The sequence below is a fragment of the Arthrobacter sp. ISL-30 genome (assembly GCF_018613855.1).
Classification (GTDB): domain Bacteria; phylum Actinomycetota; class Actinomycetes; order Actinomycetales; family Micrococcaceae; genus Arthrobacter.
In genome coordinates, this window is the sequence record NZ_JAGGPK010000022.1 from 156,140 (window position 1) to 181,132 (window position 24,993).

Below are 24,993 nucleotides of genomic sequence, written 5' to 3' on the forward strand. Positions count from 1 at the left end.
TCCTTGATCGATTGGTGCCTGTTTGGTTGGGGACTCGTGCGGTTCGGGGTGGTGGGCCTAGGCCCGCGGCTCGACGATGCGGACGACGCGAGCGGCCGGTGCGTCCGGGAGCGCGACCTCAAGCACCAGCGTTCCGTCGCGGCGGAGCAGTGTTGCGTCGCCGGCTCCCCACAGGGGGAAGACGACCTCGAGTGTCGCGCCTTCGCCGACGCCAGGGAGGGGGATCGACAGCGCAGGATCCCCGCCGCGCCGGTGGACAACAAGGAGCGTCTCCGAGCCCGTGACCGTGCCCTGAACGATCCAGTCGTCCCGCCAGTCCGGCAGGCCAAGGGGCCAGAGCGGCATTCCGCCGGTGATGGTCTTCCGGAGCCCGGCGTAGGCGGCGAGGGCGCCGCGGGCGATGTTTCGTTGAGCAGCCGAGAGTGTTTCGATGCGCCCGGCGAGGTGGAAACGCGCCGCGAGGGGTGCCGCCAGGGCGAAGGCGATCATCTCGTCGCTCATCGAACCGTCGATGCTCGCCCATATCCCGGCCTGCTCCGGGGCAATGGCCAGGGGTGCGGCGGCCGAAATCGGTGGCAGGAGGAGCATGTCCTGCTGATCTGTAAGAGATTGAATCGGGAAGACGGCCCCGGATGTAGCGTCCGTGCGGGAGCCGCCGGCGGCGCAGCCCTCCACGATCAATCCCGGATGCCGATCCATTAGCCCGGCCGCCCAGTCCAGCATCGCCCGGCCGTGTCCGAGCAGCCCGGCGCCGTGCGGCTCCACGCCGGAAGGCCCGGATGTTCCCGCGCCAGTGTCCACGTTGTAGTCGAGCTTGAGGTACCCGAGGCCATACTCTCCCACGATCCGGTCCACGACCTCGTCGAGGTGCGTCCGGGCGGCGGGGTGGCGGAAGTCGAGCTGATAGCGGCCCCATTCGGCCACTCGCTGGTTATGGCGGCGGAAGAATGCCTCGGGCGGGAGCGCCTGCGCGAGGGGACTTCGGCGGCCCACCACCTCGGGCTCCAGCCAGAGACCCGGCTTCATCCCGGCGTCGTGAACCGCGCGCAGGACGGCGGCCAGCCCGCCTCCCGGAAAGCGGCTTGTGGATGCCTTCCACTCACCCACGGAGTCCCACCAGCCGCCTTGCTCGTCGTCGTACCAGCCCGCGTCCATGCAGTAAATGTCGGCGCCGAGGTCCGCGGCCGCTTCCACGAGGGGCAATACCCGCCGCGTGGTGGGGTCCGACATGAGTCCGTTGAGGAAGTCGTTGTAGATGATGGGCAGTTCGGTATGGTCCGGGTGTTCCCGGCGCACGGCGCGCCGGTACGCTGTCAGCGCGGCACCCAGGGCGGAGGCGCCGCCGTCGTCCCCGACGTGCGGTGCGCGCCCAGGCGCGGGGACGTGTTGCGGCGACTGGACGAGGGTCACCGACGCCGGGGCTGCCTCGAAGGACTCTCCGGCACCCAGGATTGCCGCCCAGCCATGCTCAAGGGCTGTAGGGCCCGAACCGGCGACGTAGAGGTCGCCATAACGGTCCGCGACCTCCCAGTGCCATGCTCCGTTGGTCTCGATCTGCCATGCCAGCAGGCGGCCCGTGCGCACATCCTCCAGGACCCCGATCGGGAGGTGCTCGGAGGTGGACCACGCGCCTGTGCTTGTCAAGGCAACGCGGTTCTTGGAGCCCACCTGGTTGTAGCGGGTCATGCCGACGTCCACCAGCCCCCGCTCGGCGAGAGTCGCGCGGAGCCAACGGAACTCGCCGCTCCACGGGTTGGCCGCGTGCCAGACGGCGGTATCGTCTTCCCAGCGGGCCCCCGCCGCCAGCCCACCCAGCGAGAGCGAAGAGGCGTGCTCGATCGCTACCGGCTCCCGGGTTGCCCTAATGGTGGTGGTGATCCGGAGGACGTGGCCGTCGCCGGGCAGGGACAAGGTGGTGATCGCTTCGAGACCAGTGGCCGGATCCTGCATAGCGAGCTGCCACCAGGGACCGGAGGGGTGTCCGCGTCCGTCGCGCTCGCCGGGGATGAGGCCGTTGCCCTGCTTGTCCCACGCCAGGCGCAGCCGGTGGGCCGCCGCCCCGTCCACATGCCTCTTTCCGGAGGTGCCCTCCCGGCCTTCTCCCACCAGGGAAATGTCAACCAGGGGAAGGGCTGAGCGGCGCAGGGCAGGTTCGGCGTCACCGGGAAGCGTCAGTCCCGCGATTCGGGGTGCATCGTCCGGGCTGATGGAAACGTGGACGCTAAGGTGCTGGTTGCCCCAGGTGCTGAGGAGGCCCTCGCCGACCTCGGGTGTCATGACGGTCACGGGGGTCCTTCCTGCGCGAGGTGGTCGCGATTACGGGGCTAAGGTCTGGGGAAAGCGCAGAGTCCGGACTCGGTTCTATGGCCGTCCATTCCTGCGCGCATGTCTTGCAGTGCACCGCTCCAGCCTTGGTATCGGCAGGTGCAGGAGTGAGCCACTTTGATCCTCACTGCCACAACGCGCGGCAACCGCTTTCCAGTTACTTTAGCTGTGATGACGCTTACAGGCAAACGATTTCCTGAGGATCTGATCTTTTTCAGGAAGACGTTATCCTGACGGCGGCACGCGGGGCACAGGTCTTGTTCCGCCTCCGGCCGGGGCCTAGCGTTAAGGCAACGAAAGGGGTGATCCGCTGTGGAAATCTACATGTGGTGGCTGGATCTGGATCTTGAGAGCAAGGAATGGCTGCGCGAGAACCTGCGTGCAGAGGAGCTGCCCTTGAGCGTCCTGCAGGGCATCGCGGAGGCGGGCGGACCCCATACGGACAGTCCCGACGGCGGCCTGACGCCACAGGACTGGGACTTCATCGAGACGCAGTCGGAGTTTGTCGACTGACTGCACTGGATCCTTCCCTGTATGGTCCTGACCTGGCCGGTCCTGGCCTGAGCCGCTCTGGCCTGTCCCCTTCTGGACAGGATGATATTGGCCTGCGTGCCGAGGCCCTCGTTCCCATACTCCGTGCCGCAGGTTGCGTGTATGCCGAGGACGAGGCCCAGCTTCTCCTGTCCGCGGCTGCCGACGCATCCCAGCTCGGCTCGATGGTGGCACTGCGCCTTTCCGGGCTTCCGCTTGAGCAGGTGGTGGGCTGGGCTGCATTTTGCGGGCAGCGCATCTCGGTTTCCCCGGGGGTGTTCGTACCCCGCCGGCGTACCGAATTCCTGGTCCGGCTGGCGGCTGCCCGTGCCTTTCCCGGTGCCGTCGTCGTGGACATGTGCTGTGGTTCCGGCGCCGTCGGGACCGCCCTCGTCAACGCCTGCGGACCCCTGGAGCTGCACGCGGCCGACGTCGAACCGGCGGCAGTGAGCTGCGCCCGCCGCAACGTCGAGCCGCTGGGCGGCAACGTTCACCAGGGCGACCTCTTTGCAGCCCTGCCGCCGGAACTGCGAGGGAACGTGAACCTGCTGGTGGCCAACGCACCGTACGTTCCAACCGACTCGATCGGCCTGATGCCGCCCGAAGCGCGGCTCTACGAGCCCCATGTGACGCTCGACGGCGGCGCCGACGGCCTGGACATCCAGCGACGCCTTGCGAGCGAAGCCCCCTATTGGCTAATGCCAGGCGGGAGCCTGCTGGTTGAAACCAGTGAAGACCAAGCGGAGGCCAGCGCTGAGATCCTCGAACTCTGCGGCTTTGCGGCCTCCGTGGAATCCAGCGAGGACCTGGACGCCACGGTGGTGATCGGCACGCAATGACCGGCCCTGCAAAGCCAGTGCGGTTGGCAGATGCAAACTGACCATTGCGGCTGTCAGCCCCGGATGGTTCGATGGGGTGCATGGCTACCGCAGAGAGTTATATCTTGGCGATCGGGACCAAAAAAGGGATGTGGCTGGCAACCAGCCGGGACCGCAAGGAATGGTCCCTCTCCGGCCCGCATTTCCTCCTGAGCGAGATTCCCAGCATCGGTATCGACACCCGGAACGGCCGGACAAGGATCCTTGTGGGTGTGCGCTCCGAACACTGGGGACCCACAGTGGCGCACTCGGACGACCTCGGCGCCAGCTGGACCGAGCCCGAACAGGGCGCAATCAAGTTCCCCGAGGATACTGAGGCCGCCCTGGAACGCGTCTGGCAGATCTACCCGGATGCCGAGTCACGGCCGGGTGTTGTCTGGGCAGGCTGCGAACCTATTTCCGTTTGGAAGTCCACGGACGGCGGCGAGCACTTCGAGCTGAACCGTGGACTCTGGGACCACCCCCACAGGACCGAGTGGGGGGCCGGCTTCGGTGGTCCCGCGGCGCATTCGCTTGTGGTGGACCCGGAGAAGGACCGCGTCCTTGTGGCCATGAGCACCGGGGGCGTTTACCGCTCCACGGACGCCGGGGGATCGTGGGAGCCCCGTAACAGGGGAATCCAGGCCGACTTCCTTCCGGACCAGTACCCCGAGTTCGGCCAGTGCGTGCACAAGATTGCCGCGGATGCCGGCGTCGAAGGCAGGCTCTATGCCCAGAACCACGGTGGCGTCTACCGTACTGATAACGATGGCGGAAACTGGGAATCTATCGCCGAGGGCCTGCCGGCGGACTTCGGTTTCACGGTCCTTGCGCACCCTCGGCGAAGCGGGACCGCGTGGGTGATTCCCATGAAGGCGGAAAGCAATCGGATCCCGCCGGAAGGCAAGCTTGCGGTCCATCGTACGGACGACGCCGGAGGGTCCTGGAGGTGCCTGGATGCCGGGCTTCCACAGCACGAATACAACACGGTGCTCCGCGATGCCGCCGGGGTGGATACTGCAGAGCCTGTGGGCTTGTACTTCGGAACGCGCGGTGGTTTCGTCTATGCCAGTGCTGACGAAGGCGAATCCTTTACCGAAGTTGTTTCGCACCTGCCGGATGTTCTCTGCGTCCGCGCTGCGGTGATCAACGGTGACGGTGATCAACGGTGACGGCGTGGCCCTCCGGTGGCAGCGTCAGCTCGCCGGTATCCGCTTAGGACCCGTTGTGGCTGACATAACGGTAATGCTGCCGAGCGTCCTGCAGCCTCTCGTCGGCGGACAGTCCTACCTGACTGCGTCCGCCGACGGGGCTATGACCGTTGCTCAGTTGCTGGATGCCATTACCGGGAATTACCCGGTCCTGGCCCGTCGCTTGCGAGATGAAACCGGCGCACTCCGCCGCTACGTGAATATTTACGTGAGCCGCGACGAGGTCCGGCGTCTCGATGGTTTGGATACTAAAGTTGCTGCCGGCCAGGAGGTCCTGATAATCCAGTCGGTGGCGGGCGGCTAAGCGGGCGTTCTCTATACGGGCGTTTGGGGTCAAGCCGGTTTTCAGGCGACGCGCCAAACGCTGCATTCGTCGGTATTCACTGCCTTGCGCATGCCGCTGAGCTGGTCCATGATCCAGACGACGCCGATGCCCGGCGCCGTTTCCTGTACCCTGCCACGGCGGATGACAACGTCATCGTAGGCTGGTCCAACGGAAAGGCGGGCTTCGATCTGGTCGCCCCGGTGGAGCTGGTCGATGGCACGTATTCGTGTGGTTCGAGGCTTTACTTCCTTTAGCATCATGACCTCCGAGTCCGTATCTGGCGCCGGCGACTGCCGACGTTCCTAGTGTGTCGGCCCATTGTTGCGGGCTTATTTCCCATGGGTAAGGCCTGGGTTAGCTTTCCGGAGCACGTGTTTCCGACTCCTCAAAACCTATGTCCCGAACCCTGTCGCGCCTGAAATCCACATCACCGGGCGACTATTGACAGGGGTTAGAATAAGACCGACGCCGTCTTACCCACCTCCCAGACCTAGAAGCAGAACGATGACGAAGAGAACGTCCAAGGACATACGCAACCAGAGCCGCTTTGCCCTCTTGCGCGGTTTGTACTCGCTGCGCACCGCCACCCGCCAGGAACTGACAGCTGCTACCGGATTGAGCTTCGCAACGATTTCGAACATCGTGGGGGAGCTGATCGACGTCGGCGTCCTGGTGGAGGCAGGACGCGAGGACTCGGGCGGCGGCCGCCCCGTGACGCGGCTGAAGATTTCACCGGAGCGCGGCGCGCTGGTGGGCATCGATATCGCCGAAACCTACGTCCACGTCGACATCTACGACCTTGCCCTGGGAGTGATCGGCCAGGCCGAAAGCGAACCGGCCATCGACGAAAACGAGCCGTCCGCCCTGGTACGGCATGTCGCGGGGGTCCTTGACCAGGCAGTGGCCGACGCCGGCATTTCGAGGGACCGGCTCCTGCGCGTCGGGATCAGCCTCCCGGGCCAGGTGGACCCCCAGCGCGGGGTCTCCGTCTTCGCCCCGAACTGGGACTGGCACGAGGTCCACATCCAGTCGCTGCTGTCCGAAGCCCTCGGCCTGCCCGTGGATGTCGACAACCCGCTGCGGGCCATCGCCATCGCGGAACTGTGGTTTGGGGCAGGCCGCCTGGTCAATAACGTGGCAACGGTAAATCTAGGTACGGGAGTCGGCACCGGCCTGGCAATCGACGGCGACCTGGTCCGCGGTTCCAGCAACACGGCGGGGGAATGGGGCCACACCACGCTGGTCTATAACGGACGGCTTTGTCGCTGCGGCCGGCGAGGCTGCGTCGAGGCCTACTTGGGGGTTCCAGGGCTGCAGGCCACCATGGCCGAGATCAATGCGGCCCACGATCTCCTGACTGGTGACCGGCAGCGTGAGTTTGTGGCCGACGTCGCGAAAGGCCTTGCCGATGACGATCCTGACTGTAAGGAACTGATCGAGGTGACCGCGCGCTACTTCGCCGCGGCGCTGGGAAACCTGGTCAACTTCATCAATCCGGACCACGTCAGCATCCTCGGCTGGACAGCCCGGCTCCTTGGAGCGGAACTGCTCGAAGTCACAGATAAGTACCTGCCCAATGAAATGCTGCCGAGTGCCCGCGCGGCGGTGCGGGTGAGCCTGTCCTCCGTCGTGGGCAACTCGGTGACGCTCGGGATGGCCACCTTCGCGCTCGAAGGTTTCCTGGAGCAGGTGGGGCTGCCGAGCAGGGGAGCCTCAACCCGCGCGTCTTTCGGAAACACCTCATCCCTGGCGGCCGGCGCATGAGCCGCCCTTCCGCAGGCTCGCGCCTCATGGGACAGCCACTGGGACGGCCAGTCGGCCAGCCCGTCCTGAAGGTTCCGGGCATCCAGCTTCCCGAGCCGGATTATCAACTCTCCCCGTACACAGGACTGACCCGGGAGCACTGGGCTGCGTATGCGGACTATCTTCTCCGCTCCGTCCACAAGTACGCGACGGAGGACCACGGCAATATCTACCTTCCGGGTGCCGTCAGCGCCTATGGAAAGGCCAGCGATTCCCTCGAGGCCTTCGCAAGGTCATTCCTGCTGGCGTCATTCCGGATCATGGGCGACCCGCAGGGCACAGGCTGGCTCACCGACTGGTATGCCAAAGGCCTCGACGCCGGCAGCGACCCGCATTCGCCCGCGCGCTGGCCGCGCCCTGACGAGCTGGGACAGGCCAAGGTTGAGGCCGCCTCCCTGGCCGTGGGCCTTGCCCTGACTCGGGAACACCTGTGGGACAAGCTGCCGCAGCGGGTCCAGGAACAGCTGGTTGCCTGGTTTGAAACGGTGATCGGCGGGGACTATCCGCCAATCAACTGGGTGTGGTTCCAGATCGTTGTGGAATCCTTCCTGGCCTCTGTGGGCGGCCGCTACTCTGATGAGGACATCGACGCAGGCCTCGCAATCCACGAGTCCCTCTATAAGGGCGGAGGCTGGTTCGCGGACGGTCCCGAGCGCTCCTACGATCACTATATTGGGTGGGCGTTCCATGTGTATCCGCAACTGTGGGCCATCATGGCGCCCAGCGGTCCGCGGGTCCAGGCCCGCAAGTCCATGGACGCGGAACGGCTCGCCGCCTACCTCGATGACGCCGCTTGCCTCGTGGGCGCGAACGGCTCCCCGCTGATCCAGGGCCGCAGCCTCATCTACCGTTTCGCGGCTGCAGCCCCCTTCTGGGCCGGCGAACTCGCCGGAAACACGAGGCTTTCTCCCGGCCTCAGCCGCCGTGCAGCCTCGGGAATGCTGCGCTACTTCGACCGACACGGCGCCGTTGACTCCAACGGGCTCCTCTCCATTGGCTGGCACGGCGAGTTTCCGGGCATGAAGCAGTCCTATTCAGGAGCAGGTTCCCCCTATTGGGCGTCGAAGGGAATGATGGGGCTCGCGCTTCCGGCCGACCATCCGGTGTGGACCGACGTCGAACAGCCGCTGCCGGTGGAAAAGGGCGATACCCAAAGGCTCATCGGGCCGCCGGGCTGGCAGGTGAACGGAACCGTGGCGGACGGCGTGGTTAGGATCCACAACCATGGCACCGATCATGCCAGGGCGGGCGATTCGACTACGGATTCTCCGCTTTACGCCCGCCTCGGCTACTCCACGCACAGCTTCCCGGACCTTGAACCGGAGTCGCTGGACAACGCCTGTGTGCTGATGGACGCACAGGGTTCGCTGACGCACCGGACCGGTTTCGAATTCCTTGGACAGGCCGCCGTCGGGGATATACTGCTCGGCGCGTCCGTTGGGCAGGCGAAGTGGATCATGCCGGACCCCGAACGGGGACCGGATCATGGCAGCGGCACGTCCGGAACCATCGCCCCGGGTCCGCGCATCGGCGTCGCCTCCGTCAGCTGCGCTGCCGTCGAAATCCGCATCGTCATCCTTTCCGGAACAGCCGGTTGCCAGCCGGCGCGGCTGCGGATCGGTGGCTGGCCCGTGGCGCTGGGCTCCATGGCGCTGGATTCCGCGGAGGGCGAGGCGGGCGATGTCGAAAGCTTGCACAGTTCCGTCCAGCCCCTTGCCGGGTGGGGCCATCCCCTTGAGGACAGCGGCGAGCACCTGGACGAGCAACCTGGCCCCATGACCAACCACCCTAGCCGGCCAGGCCATCGGATTCCGTGGGTGGGCACGCTTGCGTCGGCTGAGGACGGCGTCTATGCGGCGGTGGTCAGTTTCGGCGGGCCAGCGGCCGAGGCTGCCGGGGCCGCGGTCCGCTGGATTGACGACGACGGCGAGCCTCGCCTGGTGTTCGGCGGCCCGGATGGCGGGGAAACTCTTGAGTCCGGGCGGTCGCGGTCGGTGACGCTCAAGCGACTGCGCGAGGAGTTTCCAGGGCTGGGACTGTAGGGGAGCGTTTCGGGCCGCGCGGCGTGCATGGAGAGACTGCTGGGAGCTGGCCCGAATGGAGGTTCCGCAGGTTTACCTTGCATCGCGAACGCCCTCCCTCAACAAGAAAGACATGCGCTTGGTGCACCAGCGCCGCGACTAGCCGCGCCCCATGTTGGTTGACGGATCCTCATGGCTTTCGCCCGGGTCGCCCGCTAAAGAGCGGGGATCGTCTGTCTCCGGGAGGCCACCAGGGCCGGGTACGGACTGCGGGTTGTCCAGTGGAAAATCGCCGGGCTCCGCAACGGGATTCTGTGGCGGATTGACGCTCGGACTCTCCGTGGGGTGGCCGGCGGGATTTTCGTCCGGATCGGTGCGCGGCTCGCTGTCTGTACCAGTGTCAGTTCCGCTGTCGGTGCCGGTAGCGCCGGCGCTGCCAAGGCCGCCGTCACCGGCCAGCCTAGCCTCGTCCGAGTCCATGGCATTGGAACCCTCACTGATGGAGGAGTGCACCTGAACGTCGTCGTCGGGATTTCCAGGATCGGGAACGTGGGCGTCGTCAGCCGGTTCGGACAGGCCGGCGAGGTCCTCCATGGCATTTTCGACTGCCCTCTTGATGCCGTTTCCCCTGTCTGCAGGATCGTCCATGGGAGTGCTCCTCACTGGTCGTGCCCAAGCGACCGGCGTCTCCGGCCGCACCTGATATTCCAGACTTATCAGCATGCTTAGTAATAGTCCAGCCTTACCGAGTGCTTCGCTCGACACACCCTGACCGGAGGATTACCTTGGGCACATGACTGAGACTCCAGCGGGCAACGGCGAGCCTCGGGACGACGACGCGGCCGGGGAGTCCCTCGCGGGCGACATTGACAGCGAGATCGAACCCGACGTCGAAGATCTCGAGGGGCTGGCGCCCGCCAGGGACTGGAGCGCAGAGGAGCCCGAAGTGGAGGAAAGCTGATCGCACTTCATTCCGAGGACGTCGAGTTCGAGGGCCTGCGGGGGAAACTCCGGGCCTCCGGTCCGATTGACGGCCCCGGTGAGACCCCGCTGAACCCAGGCAGTTCACGCCTGGCACCGGAGCCTGTCTACGTCCTTCTGCACGGTATTGGGGTTTCCCACCGCTACCTCGCCAGGTTGCACCAGGTGCTGGCTGAATCCAGCCGGACCTATTCCATTGACCTTCCCGGATTTGGCGGCACCCCAAAGCCGGGGCGGCAACTTTCGGTCGAGGACTACGCATCCTTCATCAACTCCGTGCTGGTGTCCCGGGGTGTCGAATCGTATGTCCTGGTGGGCCATTCCATGGGGGTGCAGTTTGCAATTGAGGCGGCGCTCCAGCGGCCCGACCCTGTCCGGCAAGTGGTGCTGATGGGACCGGTGGTAGATTCCCGGCAGAGGACGGTGGTGAGGCAGTCAATTGCGCTGTTTCGCGACGCCCTGTTCTTTGAGAGCCCGTCGTCCAACTGGGTGGTCTTCACCGATTACCTTCGCTGCGGCATCCGCTGGTACCTCACTGAGCTGCCGGTCATGATGGAGTACAAGACGGAACAACGGCTGGCGGATGCCAAGGTGCCTGTGCTGGTCCTGCGCGGCAGCCGGGACCCGGTAGCCGGACGGGAGTGGGCGCTGCAACTGAGCCGTACTGCCGCAGAGGGACGGCTCGCCGAGATTCCCCAATGCGGGCATGTGGCTCAACATCTGCGCCCCAGGGCAGTGGCCAGGGCTATCCGGAGCTTCGTCGCCGCCACCGCTCGGCCGCGCGATCCAACGAGGTGAGCCGCGATCCAAGCGAGGGGACACGGAGTAGCCGCTATGGCCTTGTTAAGGCCGGTCTGTCGGACTAGGCTGGCAAACTACCGCCCCCGGAAGGCAGTCACTGTAGAGTCCCGGGGACCTAGGGAAAGAGGGATAACCATGACCGGATACGATCCCGAGGACGACCCGCAGACGTTCGGTGCAGCCGGCGTCGAGGAATCCGATGATGCCAAAGACGAATCCACTGAAGAGGAAACCGGGGACCGGGAGCATGACCCCGCCGCCTCGGCCAACCCGGATCCCCTCAAGGGGAATATCACCGGGCTCGAGCCTGGAGGTGGAGTGCCTCCAGGGGAGACGCCTCCCGCAGAGGACTCGATGAGCGCGGATCAGGGACACGAGGAGTAGAACTGCACGTCCTCCACACGTCGCTTCTGAAGTGACAGAGTGGAAGGGACCATTGAGCGAAGGAGAAATCCGTGCACGATTCGGCAGTAACGGGAAAGAACACGAGCGACGGCCAGGTGGAACTTCGGGGCGGCCAGCAGGCGGATACCGCGCCCGCGGACTTTACCGAGGCCAATTCGGCCGACGAAGCCGCAGAGGCCTCGGCGGCACCCCAAGTAGCCGAGATAACGTATGACGAACAGTTCTATCCCGCGCGCCCCAAGTCCCTCAGGCCGGTAGCCCGCCGTCGCCAATATGTGGCGCATGCCCCGTCCTTCGAGCTCGACGGGCGCAACAAAGCCTACGTTGAATGGCTGCGCAACCAGTCCATGCTGGGCGACGCCGACGTCCTTGCACGCCAGCTTTCCGGTCAGGCAAGCATGTGGCAAAACTCCTACGCCCATCCCAACGCGAGGGCCGCCGTCGAACGCGCCTCCGTCTGGTTCACCGCCTACCCGCTGTCCTTCATCACCAAGCCGGGACAGTCGTTCCTGTCCGCCTTGGGCGATCCCCAATTGTGGAAGTCCTTCCGGGAAATCGGTGTGAAAGCTATCCACACGGGTCCGGTCAAGCGGGCCGGAGGCCTGAATGGCTGGACGCAGACGCCCAGCGTGGATGGACATTTCGACCGCATTGGGATGGCCATTGATCCCCTGTTTGGCACCGAGGATGAATTCCGCAACATGTGCGAGGTGGCCGCCGAATACGGCGGCACCATTATCGATGACATCGTCCCCGGCCACACCGGGAAGGGGCCGGACTTCCGGCTCGCGGAAATGAACTACAAGGACTACCCGGGTATCTACCACATGATCGATATCCCGGAGTCGGACTGGCACCTGCTGCCCGACGTCCCGAACGGCGAGGATTCTGTCAATATCGACGCCGACACCGAGCTTGCGCTGCAGAAGGCGGGCTACATTATCGGCCGGCTGCAGCGCGTGATCTTCTATGAGCCAGGGGTCAAGGAGACCAACTGGAGCGCCACACGCCCCGTCATCGACATCAATGGCGAGGCACGCCGCTGGGTCTACCTGCACTATTTCAAAGCGGGGCAGCCTTCCATCAACTGGCTCGATCCAACATATGCGGGAATGCGCCTGGTGACGGGGGACGCGCTGCATTCGCTCCTTGACCTTGGTACCGGGGCCCTGCGCCTTGACGCGAATGGCTTCCTCGGCGTCGAAAAGAGTGCGGAAGAGCAGCCAGGCTGGTCTGAAGGCCACCCGCTCTCCGAGGCGGCCAACCAGCTGATCGGCAGCATGGTGCGGAAAGTCGGTGGGTTCTCCTTCCAGGAGTTGAACCTCAGCATGGATGACATCAAGGCAACTTCCGAGACCGGTCCGGACCTGTCCTATGATTTCGTGACCCGACCGGCGTACCATCACGCACTTGTCACGGCGGATACTGAATTCCTGAGGCTCACCTTGCGCGAGGCAATGGAGATCGGTGTGGACCAGGCCTCTCTGGTGCACGCCCTGCAGAACCACGACGAACTGACATACGAACTGGTGCACTTCGCCACCCGACACAGGGACGACATCTTCGAACTGAACGGGGAGGAGCTCACCGGCGCCGAACTGGCCGAGCACGTCCAGCAGACCCTGCGGGAGCAAATCACGGGGGAGAACGGTCCCTACAACGCCGTCTTTACCACCAACGGTATCGCCTGCACCACCGTCAGCTTCATCACGGCGGCCCTCGGCATCAAGGATACGGCCGTGATAACAGCCGAGCAGATCGCGCAGGTCCGGGACGTCCATCTGCTCCTGGCCATGTACAACGCCCTGCAGCCCGGAGTCTTCGCCCTCTCGGGGTGGGACCTCAGCGGGATGACCACACTGGAAATGGCCCAGGTGAAGGAGCTGACAGCCAAAGGCGACACTCGGTGGATTAACCGGGGAGCCCACGACATTACGGGCAGCGACCCGACAGCCGACGCTTCGTCGTCGGGAATGCCCAGGGCCCGCAGCCTCTACGGCTCGCTACCGGAGCAGCTGGTAGACGAAGGCTCCTTCGCCCGCCGGCTTCAAAAAGTCCTGGCAGTCCGCGAAGAATGGGGGATCGCCACGAGCATGCTCCTGGACGTCCCGGAAGTCTCCAACCGCGGACTCCTGGTGATGGTCAACCGGCTGGCCTCGGGCACCGTCCAGGTCACGGTGTTGAACTTCTCCGGGCAGGAGATCGCCGGCAGCGTCAATTCCGAGGAACTGGAGTGTGGAGCCGCGGTGCGGAACCTGCTTACCAACGAAAGCCTCGGCACGGTGGATGACCTTCACAGTTTCTTCATACAGCTTCAGCCCTATGAGGGGGCCGCACTAATCATCGAACCGGTTCTGGAGGTCGAGGAGTCAGCTTCTCCGCAACAGGGGTGAAGGCGCAAAAACTGGTCCGGCGGCAGGCCGCTTGGCTGCTTGGTAGGCCTCGGACTGGTGCAGTAGGCGCCTGATAACCCACGGTGCAAAATAGTCCCGCGCCCAGACCAGGTCATCGCGTCTGGCTTCGCGCCAGTTCCTGAGCGGGAGCGGTCGTGGGTCATAGGGCTCCAGAGTGTGGGGCACGCTCAACGTCTCCAGGACCATCGCTGCGATGGTGTGGTGCCCCAACGGAGAAAAGTGCAGGCGGTCGGCGTCCCACATGGCGGGGTCGTGGAGCTCGCTCAGTGCCCACAAGTCTGCGACAAGACAACCGTAGCGGTCGGCGATCACGCGCAGGTTTTCATTGAAGATGGCAATTTTGCCCCGCATCAGCCCAAACACCGGCGTAGCGCCCCAGTCGGGACCGGTGAACAGCACGACGGAGGCACCTGCAGAACGGAGGCGGCTCACGGCGGGATCGAGCCTCTCAGCGAGGCGGTCCGGATCACCGTTTCGGAAGACTAGGTCATTTCCTCCGGCGGAGAGGGTGACAAGGTCGGGTTTGATTTGAAGGGCGGGTTCGAGCTGCTCCTCAAGAATCTGCTGCAGCAATCTTCCACGAATGGCGAGGTTGGCGTAGGCAAAATCGGGTTGCTTGGAACTCAGCTCCTCGGCGACGCGGTCAGCCCATCCGCGAAGGCCTCCTGGGCTTCGCGATTCGGGGTCCCCGACGCCTTCTGTGAAGGAATCTCCCAACGCCACGAAGCGCCTCCAGGGGTGCGGTCCGCTTCCCGGAGCCAGGACGGGTGGGGCGTGGCGCCATGTCCATAGCCTTCTTAAAACGGCAAAAAGGGCAGCCCAAGGCGCCTGCTGCCCCAGGCTCCCCCTGCCGGTCGAGCTGGCGGTAGCCAAGTCGAATTCGGCGCTCATCGTTGAGCCAGTCCTTCCGCACGCACAGGTTAGGCGTTTGGCACCTGATCTGTATCAGTGGATACAGATTAGTTATAGCACTCGGGGGAGATCGTTTGCAAGGCCTTTTCGTGAAGTCGGAGCCCCGACGATATGCCCCAGCGCTGCCGATCAGTCGTTGCCAACCTGCCGAATGCCAGGAAAGAGGTCCTTCCCGCGCCCAACCACACTTGGGAACCGCAGGTGATGGCCTCCGCGCTCGCGAAATTCCTGATCGAATAGCCGGGCTAACGCGCGGTGTTCAGGCTCGGTGTTCAGGCTTAGAGGTCTCAGGACTTGTGGTCGACGGCGGCCAGAATGGCCTTGCCGAGCTCGGCCGGCTTGGTGAACTGGGGCCAGTGCCCAGTAGGAAGATCCACGAACTCTATGTCGCGAATGCGCGCCAGTTCCTCTACGAACGGGTGACCGGAATCGATCCATTCGGTGAGCAGGGAAGATGGGAACTCGCACGCTATGACTGTGGCAGGGACTTCGTAGCGGCGCTGGTCGTGGAGATGCTGCCGGTCCTGGGCTACGCCTCGCGGCTCCGGGATGGCACGCGCGCGGAAGGCGGCGCGGAGTTCGTCATCCAAGTCCACGAGGTCGGCCGCCTCGAAGTCGTCCCATGCCGGGAGGGGAATGTCATCGCCTTCGCTTGGCAGTTCGTCGTTGATGGCGCCGCCCTCGCCCAAGGGACCGCTGTCCACGTACACGGCACGGACCACGCGATCCGGACGTGCGTCAACCGCACCGTGGATGATTGCGCCACCTCCGGAGTGGCCTACGAGGATCACTGGATCATCGATGGCGTCAATCGTCGCCACTACAGCGTCGATGTGGTCTCGCAGCCCGATCGCGGCCCGCGGGGCGTCCACAGCTCCGAGGCCGGGCAGTGTCAGTGGGTGGACTCGATGTCCTGCCTCGATAAGCGGAGGCGTGACCTCCGACCACGAGGAGGCGTCCAACCAGAATCCGGGCACGAGGATGATGTCCATGACCGTTACCCTAGCCGCAGGGACGCCGCCAGGCACACATCTACTCCTCTGAAAAGCAACGGCGTGGTCACTCCTGGCCCGTGTTGGTTTCTGAGGATGGGCCGTATCTGACCCCGTGTTGGGGGGTTGACGCTTGGAGCATCTCGGGTCATAGTTTTCGTATACGATTTCATACTTGATTGTCGACATACCAGATAAGAGGAGGCGCTGTGACGGAGCAGCTCAGCCAGGACCGACTGGCCCGCACCCGCAAGGTGATAGCGATCCACACGAACTACCCCAGCCGGGCTGCCCAGCGTGGACGGACTCCGGAGCTGCCGTCGTACTTCCTCAAGCCAGCATCCTCCCTGGCGATGAGCGGTTCCGCGGTAGAGCGCCCTGTGGGCTGCGAACTGTTGGGCTACGAGGGTGAGATCGCGCTGGTAATTGGAAAGCCGGCCCGTCGTGTGGGCCTTGAGGATGCCTGGAGCCATGTCGAATGGGTCACCGCCAGTAATGACCTCGGCCTCTACGACTTGCGGTACGCGGACAAAGGCTCCAACCTCCGCTCCAAGGGCGGCGACGGCTTCACACCGGTGGGTCCAGCGCTTATTCCTGCCGACGCCGTGGACCCCGCCGGGCTGCGAATCCGCACCTGGCATAACGGTGAGCTCGTCCAGGAAGACACCACCGAGGGACTGCTCTTCCCGTTCGCGCGACTCGTCGCGGACCTCTCGCAACTGCTGACCCTTGAAGAGGGCGACATCATCCTCACCGGCACTCCGGCCGGGGCTTCCGTTGCACAGCCCGGCGACGTCGTCGAGGTTGAGGTAGCAACCCTCGATGGTGAGCTGTCCACCGGTCGCCTGGTCATCCGGATTGAGCAAGGCTCGACGCCGTTCGCGGACTTTGGCGCGCTGCCCAAGGCCGATGACGTCCAGCGTGAGGAGGCCTACGGCTCCCGTGAAGCGGCCGGCCTGCCCCCTGCTGAGGGACCCGCAGCCCCCGTGCTGTCCGATGAACTTAAGCGCAAACTCGAGAGTGTCTGCACCGCCACCCTCTCCTCCCAGTTGCGCAGGCGCGGGCTCAACAATGTGAGCATCGACGGCCTGCAGGCCACCCGCCCGGACCGTCGCGTCGTCGGGCTGGCCCGCACCCTGCGGTACGTCCCCAATCGCGAAGATTTGTTCAACTCCCACGGCGGCGGATACAACGCCCAGAAGCGGGCCATCGACTCCGTCAACAAGGGCGAAGTCCTGGTCATGGAAGCTCGTGGTGAGAAGGGCACCGGAACTATCGGCGACATCCTCGCCCTGCGTGCCCAGGTCCGTGGGGCGGCAGCGATCATTACCGACGGCGGTGTCCGCGACTTCTCCGCCGTAGCCGCCCTGGACCTGCCTACGTACTACTCCAACCCCCACCCCGCAGTGCTCGGCCGCCGCCACATCCCCTGGGACACGGACATCACCATTGCTTGCGGCGGCGCTACAGTGCAGCCGGGCGACATCATCGTGGCCGATTCGGACGGCATCCTGGTGATTCCGCCGGCGCTCGCCGAGGAACTTGCCGACGACTCGATCGCCCAGGAACGCGAGGAAGTGTTCATCGCCGAAATGGTGGAGCAGGGATACAGCGTGGACGGGCTGTACCCGCTGAACGCGGAATGGCGAACTCGTTATGAGGAATGGGCTGCAGCCAAGGAGGCCGAAAATGACTGAGATGGCTGTTGAGGCTAAGGCAGGCAGCAAATCCGAGCAGGCCTACAGTGCCATCAAGACCCACATCGTGGAGGGCACCTACACTCCTGGCTACCGGCTGGTGCTGGCGAAGATCGCCGAGGACTTGGGCTTCAGCGTCGTCCCTGTGCGCGAGGCCATCCGCCGCCTCGAGGCCGAGGGCCTGGTCAAATTTGAACGGAACGTGGGCGCAACGGTGTCCGGGATCGATCCCACGGAGTACCTCTATACGATGCAGACACTGAGCATCGTGGAGGGAGCTGCGACGGCGTTGTCCGCACCGTTGATCGGTCCGGCCGATATCGCCAGGGCCCGGGCCGTCAACGCCGAAATGCGGGACTGCCTGGAGCATTTCGATCCTGTGCGCTTCACCCGGCTCAACCTGGATTTCCACAGCGTGCTCTTCGAACGCTGTCCCAATCCGCACATCCTGGACCTCGTTCACCGCGGCTGGAACCGGCTCGCCTCTCTCCGCTCCTCCACCTTCCGATTTGTCCCCGGCAGGGCGCATGAATCAGTCGAAGAGCACGAGGCCCTCCTAAAGCTCATCGAAAACGGCGCTGATGCCGACGAAATCGAAAAGGCGGCCCGCCGCCACCGCAGCGCCACCCTTGATGCCTACCTCTCCCAAACCAACGCGGCGTCACTTAGCGCCCATTAGGCGGCCTCGAGTGGGCCGTAAGTGACCCCGCGTTGCAGTAAAAGTAAGGAAAAAACTAATGACGTTCACTGCCGAAGCAGCCAAGACCCACTACGTCCCGCAGGACCTCCCCGCCCACATCCAGCACTACATCAACGGCGCATTCGTTGACTCCGTGGGCGGCAAGACCTTCGATGTGCTGGACCCGGTGTCCAACTCCAACTACGCCACCGCTGCAGCTGGGCAGAAGGAGGACATTGACCTCGCCGTCGCCGCCGCCCGCCATGCCTTCGTGAATGGACCGTGGCCGAAGATGAAGCCGCGCGAGCGGGCCCGGATCCTGAACCGGATCGCGGACGCCGTCGAGGCTCAGGAGGACCGGCTAGCCGAGCTCGAAACGTTCGACACCGGCCTGCCGATTACCCAGTCCAAAGGCCAGGCCCTGCGCGCGGCGGAGAATTTCCGCTTCTTCGCTGACCTGATCGTGGCCCAGTTCGACGACGCCATGAAGGTCCCGGGTTCGCAGATCAACTACGTGAACCGTAAGCCGATCGGCGTCGCCGGCCTCATCACCCCCTGGAACACCCCGTTCATGCTGGAGTCCTGGAAGCTCGCCCCGGCCCTGGCCACCGGCAACACGGTGGTGCTCAAGCCCGCCGAGTTCACCCCGCTCTCCGCGTCGCTGTGGGCCACGATCTTCAAGGACGCCGGGCTCCCGGATGGTGTGTTCAACCTTGTCAATGGCCTGGGCGAGGAAGCCGGTGACGCGCTGGTGAAGCACCCCGATGTGCCGCTGATCTCCTTCACCGGCGAGACCACCACGGGCCAGACCATCTTCCGCAACGCGGCGGCAAACCTCAAAGGCCTGTCCATGGAGCTGGGCGGAAAGTCCCCGTGCGTGGTGTTCGCCGACGCCGACCTGGACGCTGCGATCGACTCTGCCCTGTTCGGCGTGTTCTCCCTCAACGGCGAACGCTGCACCGCCGGCTCCCGCATCCTGGTCGAACGGGCGATCTATGACGAATTCTGTGAAGAGTACGCCGCCCGCGCCAAGAACATCGTGGTCGGAGACCCGCATGACCCCAAGACCCAGGTGGGTGCGCTGGTCCACCCCGAGCACTACGAAAAGGTCACCTCCTACGTGGAGATCGGCAAGTCCGAAGGCCGGCTCCTGGCTGGCGGCGGCCGCCCGGAGCACCTCCCGGAAGGCAACTACATCGCCCCCACGGTCTTTGCCGACGTCGCCCCCGACGCCCGGATCTTCCAGGAGGAGATCTTCGGTCCCGTCGTCGCCATCACGCCGTTCGAGAACGACGATGAAGCCCTCACCCTGGCGAACAACACCAAGTACGGCCTAGCGGCCTACATCTGGACCCAGAACCTGACCCGCGCCCACAACTTCTCCCAGAACGTCGAGGCCGGCATGGTGTGGCTGAACAGCCACAACGTCCGTGACCTACGCACCCCGTTCGGCGGCGTCAAGGCCTCAGGTCTGGGTCACGAAGGCGGCTACCGCTCTATCGACTTCTACACCGACCAGCAGGCCGTCCACATCACCCTCGGCAGTGTCCACACGCCGAAATTCGGCAACATCGACGATGCCGCAGCAGCCGGCGACAGCTAATTTCCCGCGCGACCTCGAAGAAGAGAGAACACCATGAACGCTCAAGTTTCACAGAACAACACCATCCCCAAGCCCTCCGTCCCCGCCCCGGACATCGTCCGCTGCGCCTACCTCGAACTCGTGGTCACCGACCTCGCGAAGTCCCGGGCGTTCTACGTTGACCTCCTGGGCCTGCACGTCACCGAGGAAGACGAGAACGCCATCTACCTGCGCTCCTTCGAGGAGTTCATCCACCACAACCTCGTGCTCCGCAAGGGACCTGTGGCCGCTGCGGCGGCCTTCGCCTACCGCGTGAAGTCACCGGCCGAAGTGGACGCCGCGGAGGCCTACTACAAGGAACTCGGCTGCCGCACGGAGCGCCGCAAGGAAGGATTCACCAAGGGCGTGGGCGATTCCGTCCGCGTGGAAGACCCGCTCGGCTTCCCCTACGAGTTCTTCTACGACGTGGAGCATGTGGAGCGCCTCACCCAGCGCTACGACCTCTACTCTGCCGGGGAACTGGTCCGCCTGGACCACTTCAATCAGGTCACCCCGGACGTCCCTCGCGGCCGGAAGTACCTCGAGGACCTCGGCTTCCGGGTCTCGGAGGACATCAAGGATTCCGACGGCGTCACTTACGCCGCCTGGATGCACCGCAAGCAGACCGTGCACGACACCGCCCTGACCGGCGGCAACGGCCCGCGCCTGCACCACATCGCCTTCTCCACGCACGAGAAGCACAACATCATCCAGATCTGCGACAAGATGGGCGCCCTGCGAATCAGCGACCGGATCGAACGCGGCCCCGGCCGGCACGGCGTGTCCAATGCCTTCTACCTGTACATCCTGGATCCGGACGGCCATCGCGTGGAGATCTACACCCAGGACTACTACACCGGAGACCCGGACAACCCCACCGTCACTTGGGACGTGCACGACAACCAACGCCGCGACTGGTGGGGCAACCCCGTCGTCCCGTCCTGGTACACCGAGGCCTCCCTCGTCCTGGACCTGGACGGCAACCCGCAACCCGTCATCGAACGCACCGACGCCTCCGAAATGGCCGTCACTGTCGGAGCGGACGGCTTCTCCTACACCCGCAAGGACGACGCCTCCGGTGACGCGGCTGCAAGCACCGACGCAGTTGGCTTCAAGCTCGGCGCCCAGGTCTAATGCCGTGATGGACGCGAAGACGATCGAGGCCATCGCGGACGAGCTGCTGGAGGCCGGCCGCAACCGCACCCCCGTTCCCCGCCTGACGGTCCGCTACCCGGAGATGACAGTCGAGGATTCCTACGCCGTGCAGAAGCTCTGGCAGCGACGCAGCGAGGAGGCGGGCCGGACCCTGGTGGGGCGCAAGATCGGGCTCACGTCCAAGGCAATGCAAGCCGCCACAGGCATTACCGAACCGGACTACGGCGCGATCTTCGATGACATGGTGCTCGAAACGGGCTGCTCGGTGCCGTGGGAGCAATACAGCCATCCCCGGGTAGAGGTGGAACTTGCTTTTGTCCTCAAGGACGGACTCAAAGGCCCCGGCTGCAGCATCTTCGACGTGCTCAACGCCACCGACTACGTGGTTCCGGCCCTTGAGATCCTGGACTCCCGGATCGAGATGGAGGGCCGGACCATCGTGGACACCATCGCCGACAACGCGGCGATGGGCGCAATGGTGGTGGGCGGCCGCCCGGTGAAGCCGGACGCCGTCGACCTCCGCTGGGTTGCAGCGATCCTGTATAGGAACCAGACTGTGGAGGAGACCGGCGTGGCTGCCGGCGTCCTGGACCACCCGGCAAACGGGGTGCACTGGCTCGCCAACAAGATCGCCGCGCACGGCGACGGTATGAAAGCCGGAGAGATCATTCTGGCGGGCTCCTTCACGAGGCCGCTTTGGGTGTACAAAGGTGATACCGTGCACGCCGATTACGGACCACTGGGAGTTGTGACATGCCGTTTCGACTAGAACCCGACCTAACTTTCAGGGATGCACTGCTCTCCACAGACCGGCCGCTGGCTGGTATGTGGGTTTGTTCCGGCAGCCCGCTTGTCGCGGAGATTTGCGCCGGTGCCGGCCTTGACTGGCTGCTAATCGACGCCGAACACAGCCCGAATGGCCTGGAATCTGTCCTCGCCCAGCTTCAGGCGGTGAACGGCTACCCCGTTCAGGTCCTGGTAAGGCCACCCGTCAATGACACTGTGGTCATCAAGCAGTACCTGGACCTTGGAGTGCAGAATTTGCTGCTGCCCATGGTGAATTCCCGCCTGGACGCGGAGGCCGCCGTCGCTGCTGTCCGCTACCCGCCGTATGGAGTCCGAGGAGTGGGGTCTGCACTGGCCCGAGCCTCCCGCTGGAATCGGATCCCGGACTATCTTGCCAGGGCGTCGGATACGGTGAGCGTCACGGTGCAGATCGAATCCGAAGCCGCCGCGGCGGCTGTTGAGGAGATCCTGGCAGTCGACGGCGTGGACGCCATCTTCCTGGGGCCCTCGGACCTCGCCGCCTCCATGGGCCTGCTGGGTCAGCAGGAACATCCCACCGTGCGCGCGGCGGTGGAGCACTGCCTGGCCGCGGCGTTGACTGCCGGTAAGCCGGCCGGTGTGAATGCCTTCAACGAGGATACTGTCCGGGACTACTTGGACTCGGGCGCGTCCTTTGTGCTCGTGGGAGCCGACGTTGCCCTGCTGGCGCGGGCGTCGGAGAAATTGGCGGCCACCTTCGTCACGCAGGTTCCGCCGGAGGTCATGCCCGGCGACGAGCAGGTCATCGAAGAGCCGGCCGCCGAGGCTGCTGTGGGCGATAGGGCGCGAGCCGAGGGCGAGGAGGGTGAGCGGGCCGTGGCCGGTCGTACTGCGCCCGCGGAACCGCCCGAGCCGACAGTAGCGAGCTACTGACGCGGGGCTATCGCGCTAGGCAGTGCAGTCAGTGCAGGCCTCATAGGCGAGATCGACGTCGTTAAGCAGCCGACCGCAATGGCGGCATTCGCCGTTGTGCAGTGCGAGGTCGGCGCAACCGACGCAGTTCTTTTCCTCGCCCTCGGCAAGGAGCTTGCCGCAGCCAAAGCAGAGGTCCTCGGCTGAGAAGGTTCCGGCGGAAGAGCCGGTTGCTGTGCGGGCACCTACTGCTGCACCAAAATGGACTGCTGCATCAAAATGGACTTCATGGAGTGCTATTGCGTTCATGCTGGCAGTTTATGGAGGGGGTACGACACTATTAGCAACCCGCCGCGGGGAGTCGGAAAACCGGCTGCGAAAACTGCTGGAATTGGCTGATTCGCGCCGACCCTACCGCGGACTCTACTCAGTGCCAGGTGCTTCCCGCGCCATGAACCACTCGGTGAATGCCGAGGCACGGCCATCACCTGTGAGCTTGATGATCCAGAGATTGTCGTATGTCGGGCTGCCATTGAAGTAGGTGGTGACTCCCTGCACGAAGGCCGTGCCGCCGACGTCATGACCTGCCTCGGCGCCATAGCCAGCGGTATCGGTAAATCCCTCGCCGTGGTCGTGATTCGCTCCACCCCGGTCAACGCACAGCAGCTTCCATTCGAAGGTCCAGTCCTCCGGACTGTCGCCGGCTGCAATCCATCGTTGGACGATTTGTTCCTGCCCGCGCCAGGGCGACTCGTCATTGGGCCTCGTGGAATAGAGGGCATCTTCCGTGAAGAGGGCTCGGATATCCGCGGGATCATTCGATTGCCAGGCCGCGATGTACCGGTTCATCCAATCGTTTACCAGGTGCGTCATCCCTCCGTTGTACTCTGCGACTGCCCCGGCTACAAGGGTCCCCGCGACCTGTTGCATGCGTCACACTTTGTGCGTAATCTGTGGCTTGCGGCCGGGGGACAGGCCGTCATTGTCACTCCAATAACACCTTCCGAATCCTCAAAAAGGAGGAGCTTCGGGCGCTCCTCCTTCAACTAGCAAGAGAGGGCCGCCATGGTCCAGAAGCCAATCAGCGAGTGGTGGGACCGCTTGGACTATGAGACACAACATTGGTTGGCAGAGAATCCAGGCTGTGTGATCCTTCCTCGAACAGTGGTCAACACCATCAACGAGGTTGCTGGCGGGAGCATCACCGACGACCAGCACGGTGAATCACCGCTCTCACCCGAGGACCAGGAATTCATTAGGGCCAAAGCCCGCACGATGGAACCGCGAATAGGACAGGACCACTGAATTCCGCTTTCCGCTGGCCGGGCCGGCGTCGACGACGGCCCGCGCGGATTAGTGCGCCGTTTCAGGCCTGCCTGCTAGCGCAACTGCTCCAGCCGCTGGCGGGCCCGTTCGACATTCCGGCGCTCCTGGACAGCGAGCCGCTCCGCCAGCGAACGGCTACGCTCCACAAACCTGGCCACCTTCTCCGCTGCCGCCAGGTCCTCCTGCAGTTCGGCCAACTGTTCCTTCAGTTGCGCGATCTCCGCAGTGAGTTTGTCTCGGCGCCCTGCGGCCTCGGTTGCCTCCCCTTCGGCCTCCGCGAGGTCCGCCTGTGCCTGCTCGGCGTTGCCCTCGGCCTCTTCCATGGCCTCCAAGGCCTCTTCGCGTTCTCGCTGCTGCCGCGCCTCCTCCTCGGCCCGCTTCCGCTCCTCGCGTTCCTTGGCGCTCGGACGCTTCGCAGCGTCTGCGGTTTCGGTTTTCGCGCCCTCGGCGGGTTTGCGAGCAGCCTCGGGTTTGCGGGCAGCCTCGGGTTGACGCTCGACGTCGGAAACCGGCTCAGCCACCCCCTCCGGCAACGCTTCGGGCACCGCGACAGCCTGGGATAGATCTACCGGGTCCAGCCCATTGGTGGAGAGCGTCTTTACGAGCTGTCCGCTGCGGACGGCCATCGCCGCCCCGGCATCCACCATGGCAGCCCTGAAGGTCCCTTCGATGTCGTCGGCCGCAGCGTCGCTGACATTCACGCCGTGCCCCTCGGCCACGGACCGGACCTCGCGAACTGCGGCTGACAGTACGCGCGACCGTTGCTGGCCGAGTTCCCGCAGAGCCGCACTGTCATGCTCTTCCTGTGCGCGGCGGAGGGAAGCGCCCAACTCCAGGACGGCGTCGATCTCCTCCGGCTTCTCCCGGGCAAGCCTATTAACGGCCCAAGCCGCGGCGGACGGTTTGGGAAGGCGGCCGATGCGTCGAGCCAGCTCGGCGTCACCCTGGGTCTTGGCCTCCTTGGCACGGACGCCGCGGGCGGCCGTGAACTCGGACGGCAGGAGCTCGTAGAGTTCGACGGCAACCGCGCTCAGGTCCATAAGCACATCATAGGAGCCGCCACGATCCGGTTGGTCACCTCGAACCCAGCAGCCGCGTCCCCAACTAGTCCGAAAATGAGGTGGGCCAGTGTGTGGTGTGGGCAGGGTTGAGTGATCGGTGGGCGGCACCGGGTGTGAGGCATTGGTGGTGGGTTATGCCGCCGCGGTCAGTGTGACGGTGTAGCCGAGGGCTTCGAGTTGGCGGATGTGGTTGTGTTTG

General features: G+C 64.7%; 24 protein-coding genes and 1 pseudogene. 17 read left to right on the forward strand and 8 right to left on the reverse strand.

Annotated elements, in window-relative coordinates:
- Positions 1–57 precede the first annotated feature (57 nt).
- Entirely contained in the window at positions 58–2,277 is a 2,220-nt protein-coding gene (locus tag J7E82_RS09855) for a glycoside hydrolase family 36 protein (protein WP_251041722.1), read from the reverse strand.
- A 360-nt stretch (positions 2,278–2,637) separates the two neighbouring features.
- Here J7E82_RS09855 and J7E82_RS09860 point away from each other — a divergent pair, with 360 nt between their 5' ends.
- From J7E82_RS09860 to J7E82_RS09875, 4 genes are all read left to right on the forward strand, one after another.
- Positions 2,638–2,838: a hypothetical protein gene (locus J7E82_RS09860; RefSeq protein ID WP_214862419.1), complete on the forward strand. Its 201-nt coding sequence runs from the start codon at positions 2,638–2,640 to the stop codon at positions 2,836–2,838.
- Between the two features lie 116 nt (positions 2,839–2,954).
- On the forward strand, positions 2,955–3,695 hold the full coding sequence (locus J7E82_RS09865) for a putative protein N(5)-glutamine methyltransferase (RefSeq protein WP_308113737.1): 741 nt from the start codon (positions 2,955–2,957) through the stop codon (positions 3,693–3,695).
- A gap of 71 nt (positions 3,696–3,766) precedes the next feature.
- Positions 3,767–4,885 carry a sialidase family protein gene (locus tag J7E82_RS09870; RefSeq protein WP_214862420.1) on the forward strand — a complete coding sequence of 373 codons (1,119 nt, stop codon included), beginning with the start codon at positions 3,767–3,769 and terminating at the stop codon, positions 4,883–4,885.
- 55 nt (positions 4,886–4,940) lie between these two features.
- Positions 4,941–5,228 (forward strand): MoaD/ThiS family protein, encoded by a 288-nt coding sequence (locus J7E82_RS09875; protein WP_214862452.1) that lies wholly within the window; start codon positions 4,941–4,943, stop codon positions 5,226–5,228.
- A 41-nt stretch (positions 5,229–5,269) separates the two neighbouring features.
- Here J7E82_RS09875 and J7E82_RS09880 read toward each other — a convergent pair whose 3' ends face one another.
- A complete protein-coding gene (locus tag J7E82_RS09880; RefSeq protein ID WP_214862421.1) occupies positions 5,270–5,506 on the reverse strand; it encodes a hypothetical protein in 237 nt (78 codons plus the stop codon).
- 247 nt (positions 5,507–5,753) lie between these two features.
- Here J7E82_RS09880 and J7E82_RS09885 point away from each other — a divergent pair, with 247 nt between their 5' ends.
- Both J7E82_RS09885 and J7E82_RS09890 read left to right on the forward strand, forming a co-directional pair.
- Complete coding sequence (locus J7E82_RS09885; protein ID WP_214862422.1) at positions 5,754–7,013, forward strand: ROK family protein; 1,260 nt, start codon at positions 5,754–5,756, stop codon at positions 7,011–7,013.
- Entirely contained in the window at positions 7,010–9,094 is a 2,085-nt protein-coding gene (locus J7E82_RS09890; protein WP_251041698.1) for a DUF2264 domain-containing protein, read from the forward strand. The genes J7E82_RS09885 and J7E82_RS09890 overlap by 4 nt, the downstream gene beginning before the upstream one ends.
- Before the next feature lie 138 nt (positions 9,095–9,232).
- Here the strand turns inward: J7E82_RS09890 and J7E82_RS09895 are convergent, their stop codons facing one another.
- Positions 9,233–9,721, reverse strand: coding sequence for a hypothetical protein (locus J7E82_RS09895; RefSeq protein ID WP_214862457.1), 489 nt, complete (start codon positions 9,719–9,721; stop codon positions 9,233–9,235).
- 145 nt (positions 9,722–9,866) lie between these two features.
- Here J7E82_RS09895 and J7E82_RS09900 point away from each other — a divergent pair, with 145 nt between their 5' ends.
- The 4 genes from J7E82_RS09900 to treS all read left to right on the forward strand — a co-directional run bounded on the left by J7E82_RS09900 (position 9,867) and on the right by treS (position 13,653).
- Positions 9,867–10,034 carry a hypothetical protein gene (locus J7E82_RS09900; RefSeq protein ID WP_214862423.1) on the forward strand — a complete coding sequence of 56 codons (168 nt, stop codon included), beginning with the start codon at positions 9,867–9,869 and terminating at the stop codon, positions 10,032–10,034.
- Between the two features lie 110 nt (positions 10,035–10,144).
- Positions 10,145–10,852: an alpha/beta hydrolase gene (locus tag J7E82_RS09905; protein WP_308113738.1), complete on the forward strand. Its 708-nt coding sequence runs from the start codon at positions 10,145–10,147 to the stop codon at positions 10,850–10,852.
- Between the two features lie 138 nt (positions 10,853–10,990).
- Positions 10,991–11,239 (forward strand): DUF6480 family protein, encoded by a 249-nt coding sequence (locus J7E82_RS09910; protein WP_214862424.1) that lies wholly within the window; start codon positions 10,991–10,993, stop codon positions 11,237–11,239.
- Positions 11,240–11,310: 71 nt separating this feature from the next.
- Positions 11,311–13,653 (forward strand): maltose alpha-D-glucosyltransferase, encoded by a 2,343-nt coding sequence (gene treS, locus J7E82_RS09915; RefSeq protein WP_374223604.1) that lies wholly within the window; start codon positions 11,311–11,313, stop codon positions 13,651–13,653.
- Here treS and J7E82_RS09920 read toward each other — a convergent pair.
- Both J7E82_RS09920 and J7E82_RS09925 read right to left on the reverse strand, forming a co-directional pair.
- Positions 13,630–14,565: an SGNH/GDSL hydrolase family protein gene (locus J7E82_RS09920; RefSeq protein ID WP_214862425.1), complete on the reverse strand. Its 936-nt coding sequence runs from the start codon at positions 14,563–14,565 to the stop codon at positions 13,630–13,632. The two genes, treS and J7E82_RS09920, sit on opposite strands and share 24 nt — an antisense overlap.
- A 308-nt stretch (positions 14,566–14,873) precedes the next feature.
- Positions 14,874–15,578, reverse strand: coding sequence for an alpha/beta fold hydrolase (locus tag J7E82_RS09925; RefSeq protein WP_214862426.1), 705 nt, complete (start codon positions 15,576–15,578; stop codon positions 14,874–14,876).
- 209 nt (positions 15,579–15,787) lie between these two features.
- Between J7E82_RS09925 and J7E82_RS09930 the strand changes: the two genes are divergently transcribed.
- The 6 genes and pseudogenes from J7E82_RS09930 to J7E82_RS09955 form a co-directional block, all read left to right on the forward strand.
- A complete protein-coding gene (locus J7E82_RS09930) occupies positions 15,788–17,275 on the forward strand; it encodes a fumarylacetoacetate hydrolase family protein (RefSeq protein WP_214862427.1) in 1,488 nt (495 codons plus the stop codon).
- On the forward strand, positions 17,268–17,954 hold the full coding sequence (locus tag J7E82_RS09935) for a GntR family transcriptional regulator (protein ID WP_214862428.1): 687 nt from the start codon (positions 17,268–17,270) through the stop codon (positions 17,952–17,954). The genes J7E82_RS09930 and J7E82_RS09935 overlap by 8 nt, the downstream gene beginning before the upstream one ends.
- 58 nt (positions 17,955–18,012) lie before the next feature.
- Positions 18,013–19,557 (forward strand): 5-carboxymethyl-2-hydroxymuconate semialdehyde dehydrogenase, encoded by a 1,545-nt coding sequence (hpaE, locus tag J7E82_RS09940; RefSeq protein WP_214862429.1) that lies wholly within the window; start codon positions 18,013–18,015, stop codon positions 19,555–19,557.
- A 33-nt stretch (positions 19,558–19,590) separates the two neighbouring features.
- The gene (hpaD, locus tag J7E82_RS09945) at positions 19,591–20,709 is read left to right on the forward strand and encodes a 3,4-dihydroxyphenylacetate 2,3-dioxygenase (RefSeq protein ID WP_214862430.1); all 1,119 of its coding nucleotides are present in this window, start codon (positions 19,591–19,593) and stop codon (positions 20,707–20,709) included.
- Between the two features lie 4 nt (positions 20,710–20,713).
- On the forward strand, positions 20,714–21,499 hold the full coding sequence (gene hpaH, locus J7E82_RS09950) for a 2-oxo-hept-4-ene-1,7-dioate hydratase (protein ID WP_214862431.1): 786 nt from the start codon (positions 20,714–20,716) through the stop codon (positions 21,497–21,499).
- Positions 21,484–22,257, forward strand: a pseudogene (locus J7E82_RS09955) (HpcH/HpaI aldolase/citrate lyase family protein); the annotation flags it as partial. The gene hpaH and the pseudogene J7E82_RS09955, both read left to right, overlap by 16 nt.
- A gap of 186 nt (positions 22,258–22,443) precedes the next feature.
- Here J7E82_RS09955 and J7E82_RS09960 read toward each other — a convergent pair.
- Together J7E82_RS09960 and J7E82_RS09965 are read right to left on the reverse strand one after the other, a co-directional pair.
- Positions 22,444–22,716 (reverse strand): hypothetical protein, encoded by a 273-nt coding sequence (locus tag J7E82_RS09960; protein WP_214862433.1) that lies wholly within the window; start codon positions 22,714–22,716, stop codon positions 22,444–22,446.
- 114 nt (positions 22,717–22,830) lie between these two features.
- Complete coding sequence (locus J7E82_RS09965; RefSeq protein ID WP_214862456.1) at positions 22,831–23,280, reverse strand: nuclear transport factor 2 family protein; 450 nt, start codon at positions 23,278–23,280, stop codon at positions 22,831–22,833.
- A gap of 192 nt (positions 23,281–23,472) precedes the next feature.
- Between J7E82_RS09965 and J7E82_RS09970 the strand changes: the two genes are divergently transcribed.
- Positions 23,473–23,712 (forward strand): hypothetical protein, encoded by a 240-nt coding sequence (locus J7E82_RS09970; protein WP_214862434.1) that lies wholly within the window; start codon positions 23,473–23,475, stop codon positions 23,710–23,712.
- Between the two features lie 74 nt (positions 23,713–23,786).
- Here J7E82_RS09970 and J7E82_RS09975 read toward each other — a convergent pair whose 3' ends face one another.
- The gene (locus tag J7E82_RS09975; RefSeq protein ID WP_214862435.1) at positions 23,787–24,773 is read right to left on the reverse strand and encodes a hypothetical protein; all 987 of its coding nucleotides are present in this window, start codon (positions 24,771–24,773) and stop codon (positions 23,787–23,789) included.
- Positions 24,774–24,993 lie beyond the last annotated feature (220 nt).